We start from the raw sequence: 12757 nt of genomic DNA, 5'->3' as shown, positions 1-12757 counted from the left end.
GTGTGCGCGCCATAAGGCAGGCACCGGGGGAGGCAGGTCTGTACCGCAGACCATTGATAACGGGGGATCTTCGGGGGATTTTTCACCATGCTGGAACACGCTGTGCGCGTCCGTATTGACGTATGTATCAAGCCAGGGCATACCCGCCGCGCCGATGCGGTGGTACCCACCGATAGTGCGGTGGCTGATGTGGTCCCAGAGCTGCTGGACGTAGTCGGGGTGGGTGGCGCTGACCGGCCTGCGGGCGCGCGGTGGCGGCTGCGGCTTCCCGACGGCAGCATCGCCGATCCCGAACGCAGTCTCACAGCAGCTGGTGTGCGCGACGGGGACCGACTCATTATCGTCGACGACCCGGTGGCAGTACCTGCTCCCCTGGTCACCGATGTTGCCGACGCCCTCGCCGATGCGGCCCCGGGCATAGGTGCCGCTGACGCACCAGTGGCCCGGGTCATTGCGGTGGTGGCTTTATTACCGGCACTGGCCGCAGTGCTGTCAGTATCGCCCCAGTATCCCCTGGCAGCTAGTGGCCTGGCCATGCTGATTGCGCTGGTATGCGCGGCCGGGGTGCGCATTTGTGTGGCCCGGCAGGCTAGCCCGGCCACGGCGCTGGCGCTGTGTACTCAGGTCATTGCTGCTGCCGCGGTTGCCGGGGTGGCAGTGGCCGGTACCCGGGAGTTGGTGTGGCCGGTTGCTGCTGGTGGGCTGATCGGTTTCGCTGTGGCAGCAGTGCTTATCAGCATTGCTGGTATTGGTGCTGATGGGGCGATAGCTAGGGTGGTGCGCGCTAGTGTGGCCGCGCCCATTGGGGTTGCTGCCGTGCTGTGCGTTGGCGCCGGTGTGCTGGGGCTCACCGATGATCTGCGCACCGCTGCGGCCACGGCGTTGACTGTGGCCGTGGTTGCTCTCATCGCTGCCCCAGCTCTCAGTGTGGCCGCAGCCGGGGTGCGTGTCCCTGCAGTCCCTGCCGCTGGTGAACCATTTGTCGATGATGCGCCCACAGCGCCTCCGCACACAGCCGCAGCGAAAGCCGAAGCACTGCTCGACGGTGCGGTCCTCGGGATCAGCGCGGCCACGGTGGGCGCGGTCGGCTGCCTGGTGATTGCTGGGCCAACCGGGTGGGGGTATGGCCTCATCGCCGCTGTTGGGGTGGTGTTGCTCATCCAGTCTCGCGGCCACGCCCATGTGGTGCCCTCGGCGGCGACCGCGTCGGCAGCTGCGGCTTTACCCCTGTTGGTGGGCTGGGCGTTGTGGAATGACGGGTCGGCCATATGGGCTGCGGCCTTGGTGCTTCCGGTGGTCGCGGCCACGGCGCTGGTGGCCGTGCCGGTGGGCCGAATAACCCCCACTGCACGCCGGGTGGTGGAGTTCACTGAGGCGGTGGCTATTGCCGTGGTGCCGGCCCTGGCGGCGGTGGTGTCTGGTGTGGTCACGGCGGTGCAGGCGGTCACCCAATGACGCACGCGCACCGCATTGCCGCCGTCGGCTGTCTGTGTGCGGTACACGCACTGTTCGTGCCTGCCCCTGGGGCTTGGGCCCAGGGGCACCAATGCCCGGACACCGCCCTGAGCACACCGGCGGCCGCCGAGGCCGATGATCCTGCTGCGCTGCGGTTGGGGTGGCGCAGCGCGTGGCCGCTTGCCGACGGCTCCGGCGTGACTGTTGCTGTTATTGACACCGGGGTGGCCCCGCACCCACGCCTGGGGCAGGTCATTGATGGTGGTGACCTCATCAGCGGCGGCAGCGCTTTTGCTGATTGCGCAGCACACGGCACTGTGGTTGCTGGCCGGATCGCTGCCCGACCAGGTGGGGACGCTATTGCCGGGGTCGCCCCAGGTGCTGAGATTTTGGCGATCCGGCAAACCGACGGTGAATCCGGCAACCTGCACACCCTGGCTGCCGCCATTGACCAGGCAGTTGCCGCCGGTGCACGGGTGATCAACATGTCGGTGACCGCCTGCGCCCAAGCCGGTGTGCGCCCCGACGGCGCCGATGCGGTTGGTCGGGCCGCCGCGGATGCTGTTGCCGCCGGCGTGGTTTTAGTAGCTGCGGCAGGCAATGCCGGGGCAGAGTGCACCGAAGACGCAGTGGCCTGGCCCGCCGTCGTGGACGGCGTTATTGCGGTGACTGCGGTGGCGACAGCGGAGGCAGCTGAGACTGCGGCTGAGCCGTGGGCGCTGCGCGGCAGCTGGGTGGACTTGGCCGCCCCTGGCGGGCCGGTGGTGGGGCTTGACCCACGTGGCGATGGGGTGGTGGATACCCTGGTCCAGGGCCAATCTGAGCAGCCGATTATGGGCACGAGTTTCGCAGCGCCGGTGGTGTCCGGGACCGCGGCTTTAGTGCTGTCTCGGTACCCACACCTGGGCGCCACACAGGTGCGCAAGGCACTGATGGACAGCGCCTCGCCGATCGCTGGTGCAGAAAACGTCGGTGTGGGCGTGGTCGACCCGGTCGCCGCGGTGAGCTGGCCGCAACGCAGCGCCACATTCTCCGCTAGCCCGGTGCCCACACCCGCCCCTACTGCCGCACCGGATCGTGGCCCGGTGCGGCGAATCACGGTGGTCGCGATGGTTGGTGTCGCCGCGCTCGTGATCGGTGTGCTGGTGGCCAGCGGATGGCGTCGGCACGCACCCGAGACTGAAGCGGCTAGTCAGTAGCCAGGGCGGCGGCGCGAGTAAGTTCTGGTCCTTCACGCAGGGCTACCAGCACTGACCAGGGCAACGTTGTGGCCTCCGGGTACCCCAGGGCGGCAGCACTACGACTGGTGTGTACGCGGTGGCGGATACCAGTAGCGCTAATCAGGTGCACCCCATCGTTGGTTCGCGCCGCGATGGTGCTGCGCGGGCCGATATACCCATCCAGACCAGGGCGCGCGCCGTCAGCACTGGGGGTTGCCACAATTGCGGATTCTCGTGGCGCGGTGGTGCTCAGGCGCACGGTCGTGGCCCCAGTATCAGCACATAACCACCCCTCACCAGCCACCCACTGGGGTGTTTTCGCAGGCAGCGAACCAATACCGAGAGGTTTCGCCACCGGGATGGTCGACAGGCTAGTCTCTGGCGCTTCCGCACTACCGGCAACTGCGGCCAGGGCCCGGGCCACCACGGGTGGCACATCAACTGCTCCTTCAGGCAACGCCACCACGTCACGATCCCCGACGTGCACCACCCGACCAATCCGGTCATACGGGGCCGGCAGTCCTGTGGGTTTACCCAGATCCGGGATACCCGGCACTGCCACCGCGGCGCGCTCCGGGATGGCCCGCAGCAGGTCTGCGCCGATCGGGCGCACCGGGGCTTGGCCGAGCTGCAGTGCCCTGGCCAGTACCGGGTCGGCAGGGTCGATCCGGGCCCGGGTGCCGGCAGTAATAAGCCAATGCCAGTCACCGTCAAAACCCAGTACCGCCGCGCTATCGCCAATATCGAGCCGTTGCGGCGGCAACGAGCCCAGGCGCACAATACTGCGCTGCACCCGGTGCGCACTGTGCGCCGAGTTCGCGTCGGCAGCTACCTCTTCACACACCCCGGCCGCTGGTGGAGTCGGGGTTGGTTGTTCGGCGGCAACGTCGGGAGCACCAGCAATCCCAATCCGGGGCCCCATCGGCGCACCGCGCAGCGCCTCCTGCCCTACCCGGGCAGGCACCACCGCCCGGCCCAACGCCAACCGTGCCGACGCCAGGTTCGCCGCGGGGTGCATCGTGCCATCGAGGCGCACGTACACCGCGCCACTATCGCGGACCAGCACAATATCCTTATCGGCGGCTGCAGTTGCCGCGGGGCGCACCAACCCCAACACCGCAGCGCCCGCCACCACCAGTACTGCCAATACGGCGCCGGTGGCCAGTGCCCGCACCCGGGTGCGTAGTGGGTCATGCAGCATTCGCGCATCGGCGCGCATCAAGGCGTGTTCGACTTGGCGGACCAAAAACCGGTGCCCACTGACTTGGGCTGGTGTTGTTGGTGTCCGTGGCATGGTGTCCCCCTTCACCGTTATTACCGGGCAGCCTAAACGCAAGGCTGCTAGCCTGCGCGGCAGATGCCAGGCGGGGGCTTGGGCATCGTGGAAAACCAACACGGGGGGATATCTGGTGGATCCTGCATGGGCAATTATTGGTGCAACACTCGCAGCACTCGCGGCGGCGCATATTCCAGTGCGCGGGGTGAGCCTGCGGCAGCGCTGGCACACCGATGACCAGCAACCACACCTGGGCCTGCGTCTACTGCCGGATACGGATTGCACGCTGACTCGCGCCGATCTGGAGGCCCTGGCGGCGGACTGCCCAGTGCGGATTAGTGCCATCTCGGTGCACCAGCAGTACGCCGATATCCCCGGCGAGTTCGCCTACCTGTATCGCACTATCGCCACCCGCTTGGGGCTGGGGGTGGGTACGTGGGCCAGTGTGGTGGTCCGACTCGACACCAACACCGAAACCAATCGGAGTACTGCCACGGGTTTTCTGCGCCACCGCCTGGGCTGTCTCGGTGTGGCCAGCAGGGCGCTGAGCCATCCCGAATGCGCAGCCGCTGTGCAGCTGCCGCCGCTGGCCCAGTTGGCCAGGCGCCGGTCGGGGCATCATCAGCGCAGGCCCTTGGTGTGGGTTTGTGGTGGCGATTGCGCGATTACTGCGGTGGTGGACCAGATCATTGGGGTGCGCACTGATGGTTCGGCCGTAACGGTCTGCCTGCCGACATCTGAGCAGCTCAGCATTGCCGGCAACCCCGAACAGTTAGTGGGTTTGATCGGGCATTGTGTGGTCACCGGGGCGACAGTGGCGGTGCGCACCCACCGGCCCCGCCAGTTCGCCGCATTGCTTGAACTCGGCGTTCATCTCATCGGTGCTGATACAGAAGTGCGTGCCGACGTTGTCCTCGTCGACCACGGCGGTGCCCCCAGCGTCGGCACGCTGCCAGGACCGCACCCAGCGATGGTGCGACAACCCGCCGATACCGGGTCGGCGGTGGTTGCCCTTGTGCCGCCTGGTTCGCCACGCAGGCGTGGTACCCAGATCAGTCTTGGTACGCACACGTGGGTCATCGCTGATGGTGCACAGCGCACCCGGATTCGGCCTGTGCAACCAACGGATTCGCAGTCGATGGCTGGTGCCGGTGCTGCAATGAATAAACCCCGGCCCTAAGAACGAGGGCCGGGGCACAAAGCCCAGGTGCGGACTATTCTTCCGCTTCGGACGGCTGCGCGCCCGCTTCCGGCGGCGGTACCTCAGCGCCAGTGACCGTGCCATTATCAATCGACGCGGTGCCCTGCGGGCCGGTGCAGGCCACCGAGGCGGCACCATTGGCGGTGCAGGAGAACCCGAAGGACTCCAGGGTCTCGCCGGCATTGAGGGTCTTCGGCTGGTACCCGGTATCCGGGAAGACCAAGGACTGGTAGTAAATGCCGTCCGGGGTAAAGGAAATGGCATTAGCCGGGACTTCGTCCCCGTCGGGGCCAACCACGTTCGGCGGGTTAGTGAAATTGCTCCGGCAGCTTAAGTAATTCTCCGCACCGAGCTGGTTGTAGAAGCAGGAGGTGTAGCCGTCGGCAAGCACGAAAAGACGTGCATTCGGGCCATCCGGCGGGGTGAAATCAGCCTCGTCGACAACGCTCGGGCCGGCCGGTTCGGCCGTGGTCGACGATGTTTCGGTCTCGGTCTTCGTCGTCACCGTCGTGGTGGTCGACGGCGGCAGAGACTGGTCATTCGACGTCGGTTCATTGGGCTCTTGGTCACCGGAGCAGCCGGAAAGAGCGGTCAGGGCCGCTACGGCGACGACGAAACTAATGCGCATGCCCAATGACTCTACTACGCCTAATTCCGGTCCTTTTTCAACGCCGCGGGGCTGTCTTCATCCACCGCATAGATCGGCGGGCGCGGCGCTGCCGGTGGCGGCAATTCCTTACGCAACCCCGGCACCGGCGGGTTATTTTTCGGGGGCTCACCAGGCATGAACACGTACGACATGGCGGCATCAGGGGCACCGGGCTCAGCCACTGACGCCTCTTCGCGGGTGGGCAGGGCCGGCATCGGTTCGGGGGATTCGGCCCGCATCCGCACAATGGCCTCACGTCCCACCATCCGGTTGACGGCAACAATGCCCACCGGCCCGTCCTTATACACCGGGGTGGTTCCCGGCGCCCACCACACACCATCCAGCATTGGCCAGATGTAGTCAGTGTCCTCCCAGTAATTCGGTGGGGAGATGTAGTAGAACGCCACATCGAGGTGTTCGACGGCCTCATCAAGTTTATTCAGCGCCCAGGGGTCCCCCGGCACCCCGGCACCGATCTTGTCGGCATGCCAGAACAGCAAGGTGAGGTCAGATTTTTTCCGATCCACCGGGGGCCACAGGTTATGCCGGAACGCACTATTGAGGTTATTGCGCGGGTACATCCACCCAGATCCCTCATTGGGATTGATGAAGATGGTGTGCTCGGTAGCTTCAGGCTGCTTCGCCAACCAGTCGAAGGCCCGCAGGTCAGCTTCCCCCACAACCCGGCCGTCGTATTGGGCACTGATACTGAAGTCTCTGGCCACAGTGGTGCGCTCCAGGGACCACCAAATACCGGCGCTGCCGACGATGAGGGTCAACACCGCGAGAACACTTGCCCCCACCCCCGTGCGGTGCTTGCCGACGTAGCACACGACCAGCCCCATAATGGCGGCGACGGCCACGCCACAACCAGCGGCGTAGAGCAATGCCTCAGGCATGACGAGGCGGTGCGGAGTGGCATAGTGCAAACCGGTGTACGCGGAAATAATCGTGCCCCCAATACCGCTGAACGGCACCAGGCCATGCACCACTGTGATGACACACACCAACCAGGCCAGCGGCGCCCATACCGAACGCCACCACACCGCGGCGATAATCAGCCCCACCCCGCCGATGAGCAGCAGCGGCCACACCGGGTTGAGTTCCAGGGCATGCCGGGTGAGCATGAGCACCGCCTGCCGCCACGATTCGGTACGACTTACCGCAACAGTGGCGTCAACGCCCTGAATTTCCTCACTCTGTTTAGCGGTGAACAGCACATACCACTGCGGGATGACGAAAACCGCAACGAAGAGGAACGGCGCGGCCAACAGCGCCATATCGCGCAGGCGAGCCCGCACTGCCCCAAGCTCTGGGCGGGCCGGGGACCACAGCATGGCGAATAGCCAGTAAATACCGGACAGCATCGCCACCAGCGGCAGCGCAGAGGGGTGCACCACAGTTGCGCCGAGTAGTGCACCAGCGGTGGCCAATAGTCGGGAGGGGTGCCGGGGCACACTGACCACAAGCGTGAAAACAATGACCGCCAGGGCCACCGCAACCTGGTACGGCCACGCCCCCACCCCAATACCAATGGGGTACAGCGTTGGGGCGGCCACCGTGGCCACGGCGGCAATAGCTGCGGCCACACCACGCAGCAGGCCAGGCCGGTCGCAGATCCGCCACGCGAGGCACCCGGCAGCAAGCGGCGTCAGCACCGCCGGCAATAACAACCCGCCGGTATTGACCGCCTCGACGGGGTTGGCGCCACTTATCTGGGCGGCCAGGCCCACCAGGGCATGCCAACCCGTCGGGTAGAACAGCGCGAACCCGTTCTCAATATCGTTGAGCTCCCCCATCCGCGTCGGCGAGACCACCTCGGTGTTATCGAGGAAACGCAGCACGGAGGCATGCCAGAGCACATCCCATTGCTGCGGTACTGACTCCGGCCCGCCAATGGCCGCAAGCCTGCGCCAGGCCGGCACGAACAGCGCTAGCGCGGCACCGGTCACACCGGCCGCCGCAATCGCCCAGGACTGCCACTGCTGGCGGCGTTGCTGTTGTTGCAGCTCGGCGACATCAGCGTCGGCAAGCGTGTCAGCCGAAGCGACAACGTCTGCTTTCCGACGGGATAAGCGCCGGGCTAGGAACCGGGCGGCGGCCAGCACGATGGCCAGCAACACAAAACACAGCAGCACCGTGGTGGGGGTAAACGGCAAACCGAAACCGAGCACCCAGGCCGCAGTGCCGACCAAGCCGATGGACATGGCTGGGGCCGCTGCGATGGACCAGTCCCACCCCATCCCGGCAATGCGGGCGAGAATAAGGCCAGGCACAAACAGAACAAGGAGTAAAACCGCGGCGGTGGCGCTCATAGGCGGAAAGCCTCCCTGGGGATAGTGCGGGACAACAAATGCGATTAGGACATCGTAATGCCCACGATCGTAGCCCCGATATAGCTACCTTGCGGGTTAATCCCCCGTGGGTATTTCCCGCAAACCCCGTGTCTGCTCAGCGCGTGCCGCCAGGTCCGCATCCGCCGGATAATCCACACCGGTCAGAGTGAGCCCATGAGCCGGGGCCACCGGAACCATCGGGGACCGTTGGGTCTCCCCCAGCATCTCAGCGGTGAAGGAAGCGGCGCGCTTGCCTTCGGCTGTGGCCAAACACGCGCCCACCATAGAGCGCACCATATTCCAGCAAAAAGCGTCGGCGACGACGGTGGCCTCATAAGTCGCTGGTTCTTCATCGGTGGAGACATCTGCCCAGCTAAATACTTGCAGGTCACGCACCGTCGTCGAGTGCGGGCGGGGCCGGCAAAACGCTGCGAAATCATTGAGCCCAATCAGTGCCTCAGCTGATGACTGCAGCAGGTCGACATCGACTGCTCGGCGGTGGTGGGCGGTATCTCGGGCCCGGGTGGGCAGCGGTCCAGCTTCGGCGGTGGTGACCCGGTAGCGGTAGCGGCGCCGCAGCGCCGAAAAACGGGCATCGAACCCGTCCGGGGCTTCGGTGACGCTGCGCACGGAAATATCGTCGGGAAGCAATCGGGATAACCGCCGCACCAACCTGGTGGGGTCCCCGGCAATGGAGCGCTGGTCGAGGGCTTCTTCGGCAATATCGAGGTGGGCGACCTGGCCGGTGGCGTGCACGCCGGCGTCGGTACGCCCCGCCACTGTCAGACGGGCCTCATCGCGCAACACCATGGACAGGGCTTCTTCGACGGTGGCCTGTACGGTGCGCAGGCCCTGGGTGGGTTGGGCGGCCCAACCATGAAAGTCGGTGCCGTCATAGGCGAGGTCTAGGCGGAGGCGCATCACGCCGGTTAACAATACCGGGCGCAGGAAAAGGCCCCGCACACTCACAGTGATGAGAGTGTGCGGGGCCTTTTCAGCATTGCACCAGCGGGCTAGTGCGAGGGTGGGGGCAGAATTACTTCTGCTCCTCCTCGGCGTCAGCCTGCTCAGCCTCAGCGGTGGCCTCGGCGTCGGTGGCCTCGTCGGCCTCGACCTCGGGGGCTTCCTCCTCGGCTTCCTGCTCCGCGGCGGCCTCTTCGGCCTGGCGGGAAGCAGCAGCGCGGGTGGCGCGGGTGGCTTCGGTGGAGACGGTGTCCTCGGTGACCAGGGCGATCATCGAGATGGGGGCGTTGTCGCCCTTGCGGTTACCCAGCTTGATGATGCGGGTGTAGCCACCGTCGCGGTTGGCGAACTTGGGGCCGATCTCGTCGAACAGCTGCTGGACGGCGAAGTTGTCATTAAGCAGCTTCGCGGCGTTGCGGCGGTCGGCGAGGGTGCCTCGCTTGGCCTTGGTGATCAGCTTCTCTGCGTAGGGGCGCAGCAGCTTGGCCTTGGTGTCGGTGGTCTTGATCTGGCCGTGCTCGAACAGCTGCTTGGCCAGGTTGGCCAAGATCTTCCGCTGGTGGGAAGCGGAGCCGCCGAGACGGGCGCCCTTCTTGGGCTTAGGCATTATTTCTCCTCGTTGATTCTGAAGTCGCGGGTCTACTCGGGGCGGCCCGGGCTACTCGGTGTAGCCCTCTTCGTTCCCGCCGGACCATTCGACGCCACCGAAGTCTTCAGTGGCATTGGGGTCGAAGGAGTCCGGGGAATCCTTCAGGGACAGGCCCAGTTCTGCCAGCTTCTCCTTGATTTCGGTGATCGACTTCTCGCCGAAGTTACGGATATCGAGCAGGTCGGACTCAGTGCGTGCGGCCAGCTGGCCGACGGTGTCGATCTGCTCACGCTTGAGGCAGTTGTAGGAGCGCATGGAGAATTCCAGGTCCTCGATCGGGGTGGAGAACGCAGCAACGTCCTCCTGCTCCGTCGGCGAGGGGCCGAGCTCGAGGCCTTCGGACTGCTCATTGAGCTCACGCGCCAGACCAAACAGCTCGACCAGGGTCTTGCCTGCCGACGCCAGGGCGTCGCGGGCGGTGATCGAGTTCTTGGTCTCAACGTCGATGATCAGCTTGTCGAAGTCGGTGCGCTGACGCACACGGGTGGCCTCGACCTTGTAGCTGACCTTGAGCACCGGGGAGTAAATCTGGTCGACCGGGATACGGCCGATCTCATCACCGTCAACAGCCTGGGCGGGCACGTAGCCACGACCGGGCTCGACGACCATCTCAATCTCGAGACGGCCCTGTTCGTTGAGGCTGGCGATGTGGTGATCCGGGTTGTGGATCTCCACACCGGCCGGGCACTCGATATCGGCGGCGGTCACCTCGCCTGCACCTTCGCGGCGCAGGTAGATGGTGGCCGGCTCGTCGAAATCAGTGCTCAGCACCAGGCCCTTGATGTTCAGGACGATATCGGAGACGTCTTCCTTCACACCGGTGATGGTGGTGAACTCGTGCAGCACGCCGTCGATACGCAAGCTGGTCACGGCTGCGCCCGGGATGGACGACAGCAGGGTGCGACGCAGCGAGTTGCCGAGGGTGTAGCCGAAACCCGGCTCCAGCGGCTCGATGGTGAAGCGCGAGCGCGAGGAGTCGATGTAATCCTCGGTCAGCGTGGGGCGCTCGGTAATGAGCATTCGGGATAATCCTCCAGGTGGCGACCGCTATATGACGCCATAGGGAACGAATGGGGACGAGCCCGAAAAGGTGGGCTCGGGTTGTCTACTTCGAGTAGAACTCGACGATGAGCTGCTCCTGCAGCGGCACGTCGATCTGAGCGCGCTCGGGCAGCTGGTGCACGAGGATGCGCAGGTTTTCCGGAACGACCTGCAGCCATGCCGGCACAACAGCGTCGGTCAGGTTTTCCTGAGCCTCTTCGAACCAGATCATCTTCTTCGACTTCTCACGAACGTCGATGATGTCGTACTGCTTGACCTGGTAAGAGGGCACGGTGACCTTCTTGCCGTTGACGATGAAGTGACCGTGCGAGACCAGCTGGCGGGCCTGACGACGGGTACGTGCCAGACCAGCGCGGTAGACAACGTTGTCGAGGCGGGACTCCAGCAGAATCATGAGGTTGTCGCCGGTCTTGCCGTCGCGGCGGTTAGCCTCGGCGTAGTAGCGGCGGAACTGCTTCTCCATGATGCCGTAGGTGAAGCGAGCCTTCTGCTTCTCCTGCAGCTGAAGCAGGTACTCAGATTCCTTGATGCGAGCGCGACCTGCCTGCCCCGGGGGGTAGGGGCGACGCTCGAAGTTCATGTCGCCACCGACAAGGTCGACGCGCAGTCGACGGGACTTTCGGGTTACGGGACCGGTGTAACGGGCCATTTTTCTCTCCTAGCCTTCCTCTTAGACGCGACGACGCTTCGGCGGACGGCAGCCGTTGTGCGGCTGCGGAGTCACGTCGGAGATCGAGCTGACCTCGAGGCCGGCGGCCTGGAGGGAACGGATGGCGGTCTCGCGGCCCGAACCCGGGCCCTTAACGAATACGTCAACCTTCTTCATGCCGTGCTCCTGCGCCTTACGCGCAGCGTTCTCGGCGGCCATCTGGGCTGCGAACGGGGTGGACTTACGAGAGCCCTTGAACCCGACGTGACCGGAGGATGCCCAAGAAATAACGGCACCCTTCGGGTCCGTGATGGACACGATGGTGTTGTTAAAGGTGGACTTGATGTAGGCGTGGCCCTGGGCCACGTTCTTCTTTGCGACGCGGCGGCCAGTACGGCGGCTGCGAGTCGGCTTCTGAGCTGCCATGGTTTACTTCTTCTTTCCGGCGATCGTCTTCTTCGGGCCCTTACGCGTACGCGCATTGGTCTTGGTGCGTTGACCACGCACGGGAAGACCACGGCGGTGACGCAGACCCTGGTAGCAACCAATCTCAATCTTGCGACGGATATCGGCCTGGACTTCGCGGCGCAGATCGCCTTCGACCTTCCAGGAACCTTCAATCACGTCACGAAGAGCGGAGACCTGCTCATCGGACAGTTCGTCGGTGCGGAGATCCGGGGAGATTCCGGTCTTCTCCAGCAGCTCAGCGGAACGGGCGGGGCCAATTCCGTAGATGTAAGTGAGAGCGACCTCCATGCGCTTATTGCGCGGCAGGTCAACTCCAGCAAGGCGTGCCATACGGCAGTTTCCTTCCGGTTGGTGCGGTGGTGTCCTCCCCTACCTTCCACGCCGGATCTGTCTGCGCCCGGTCGGGTGCCGGGCCGAACTGATCCATTGGCGAGGCTTCGGCCACCGTTGCCGAAGGTGAGCTCACACGAAGGACCCGATCAGATTGCCGGGCGACCGCCGCATAAGGCGGTGCCCGACGAAGGTCCTCCGCGCCAGGTCAGAGGAGGTGATGTCTTATTTACTTGTAGCGGTAGACGATTCGCCCACGTTCCAGGTCGTAGGGAGAAAGCTCCACGACGACCCGGTCTTCGGGGAGGATGCGGATGTAGTGCTGACGCATTTTGCCGCTGATATGGGCGAGCACCTTGTGCCCGTTGTCCAACTCCACACGGAACATTGCGTTGGGTAGGGGCTCGACGACGCGGCCCTCAACCTCGATTGCGCCTTCCTTCTTAGCCATATCCTCCACGTTTCCCCGGCTGCTCTAGCCGGATGGGTGATGTCTTGC

At 64.9% G+C, this 12757-nt stretch carries 13 protein-coding genes; 3 read left to right on the top strand and 10 right to left on the bottom strand.

What is annotated here, in order from left to right; genetic code table 11:
• Nucleotides 1-87 precede the first annotated feature (87 nt).
• Together eccD and mycP are read left to right on the top strand one after the other, a co-directional pair.
• Nucleotides 88-1455 carry a type VII secretion integral membrane protein EccD gene (gene eccD, locus KRX51_RS01985; RefSeq protein ID WP_218361276.1) on the top strand — a complete coding sequence of 456 codons (1368 nt, stop codon included), beginning with the start codon at nucleotides 88-90 and terminating at the stop codon, nucleotides 1453-1455.
• On the top strand, nucleotides 1452-2654 hold the full coding sequence (mycP, locus tag KRX51_RS01980; RefSeq protein WP_218361275.1) for a type VII secretion-associated serine protease mycosin: 1203 nt from the start codon (nucleotides 1452-1454) through the stop codon (nucleotides 2652-2654). The genes eccD and mycP overlap by 4 nt, the downstream gene beginning before the upstream one ends.
• Here the strand turns inward: mycP and eccB are convergent.
• A complete protein-coding gene (gene eccB, locus KRX51_RS01975; RefSeq protein WP_218361274.1) occupies nucleotides 2644-3969 on the bottom strand; it encodes a type VII secretion protein EccB in 1326 nt (441 codons plus the stop codon). The two genes, mycP and eccB, sit on opposite strands and share 11 nt — an antisense overlap.
• A gap of 115 nt (nucleotides 3970-4084) precedes the next feature.
• On the opposite strand from eccB, the gene KRX51_RS01970 reads away from it, so the two are divergent.
• The gene (locus KRX51_RS01970; RefSeq protein WP_218361273.1) at nucleotides 4085-5131 is read left to right on the top strand and encodes a hypothetical protein; all 1047 of its coding nucleotides are present in this window, start codon (nucleotides 4085-4087) and stop codon (nucleotides 5129-5131) included.
• A 34-nt stretch (nucleotides 5132-5165) separates the two neighbouring features.
• On the opposite strand, the gene KRX51_RS01965 is transcribed toward KRX51_RS01970, so the two are convergent.
• The 9 genes from KRX51_RS01965 to infA all read right to left on the bottom strand — a co-directional run bounded on the left by KRX51_RS01965 (nucleotide 5166) and on the right by infA (nucleotide 12709).
• Nucleotides 5166-5780, bottom strand: a complete 615-nt coding sequence (locus KRX51_RS01965) for a hypothetical protein (protein WP_218361272.1) — start codon at nucleotides 5778-5780, stop codon at nucleotides 5166-5168.
• Between the two features lie 20 nt (nucleotides 5781-5800).
• On the bottom strand, nucleotides 5801-8116 hold the full coding sequence (locus KRX51_RS01960; RefSeq protein WP_218361271.1) for a DUF6541 family protein: 2316 nt from the start codon (nucleotides 8114-8116) through the stop codon (nucleotides 5801-5803).
• A gap of 96 nt (nucleotides 8117-8212) precedes the next feature.
• Nucleotides 8213-9058 carry a tRNA pseudouridine(38-40) synthase TruA gene (gene truA / locus KRX51_RS01955; RefSeq protein ID WP_218362218.1) on the bottom strand — a complete coding sequence of 282 codons (846 nt, stop codon included), beginning with the start codon at nucleotides 9056-9058 and terminating at the stop codon, nucleotides 8213-8215.
• 115 nt (nucleotides 9059-9173) lie between these two features.
• Complete coding sequence (gene rplQ / locus KRX51_RS01950; protein ID WP_218361270.1) at nucleotides 9174-9707, bottom strand: 50S ribosomal protein L17; 534 nt, start codon at nucleotides 9705-9707, stop codon at nucleotides 9174-9176.
• 51 nt (nucleotides 9708-9758) lie between these two features.
• On the bottom strand, nucleotides 9759-10769 hold the full coding sequence (locus KRX51_RS01945; protein WP_218361269.1) for a DNA-directed RNA polymerase subunit alpha: 1011 nt from the start codon (nucleotides 10767-10769) through the stop codon (nucleotides 9759-9761).
• Between the two features lie 85 nt (nucleotides 10770-10854).
• Entirely contained in the window at nucleotides 10855-11460 is a 606-nt protein-coding gene (gene rpsD / locus KRX51_RS01940; RefSeq protein WP_218361268.1) for a 30S ribosomal protein S4, read from the bottom strand.
• A gap of 21 nt (nucleotides 11461-11481) precedes the next feature.
• Complete coding sequence (rpsK, locus tag KRX51_RS01935) at nucleotides 11482-11886, bottom strand: 30S ribosomal protein S11 (protein ID WP_218361267.1); 405 nt, start codon at nucleotides 11884-11886, stop codon at nucleotides 11482-11484.
• Nucleotides 11887-11889: 3 nt separating this feature from the next.
• Entirely contained in the window at nucleotides 11890-12258 is a 369-nt protein-coding gene (gene rpsM, locus KRX51_RS01930; protein ID WP_218361266.1) for a 30S ribosomal protein S13, read from the bottom strand.
• A gap of 229 nt (nucleotides 12259-12487) precedes the next feature.
• Nucleotides 12488-12709: a translation initiation factor IF-1 gene (gene infA, locus KRX51_RS01925; RefSeq protein ID WP_016422077.1), complete on the bottom strand. Its 222-nt coding sequence runs from the start codon at nucleotides 12707-12709 to the stop codon at nucleotides 12488-12490.
• Nucleotides 12710-12757 lie beyond the last annotated feature (48 nt).

It is taken from the genome of Corynebacterium sp. TAE3-ERU12, assembly GCF_019209905.1.
GTDB lineage: Bacteria > Actinomycetota > Actinomycetes > Mycobacteriales > Mycobacteriaceae > Corynebacterium.
The sequence above is the reverse complement of the archived record's forward strand: the minus strand, read 5'-3'. Positions and strand labels throughout refer to the sequence as shown.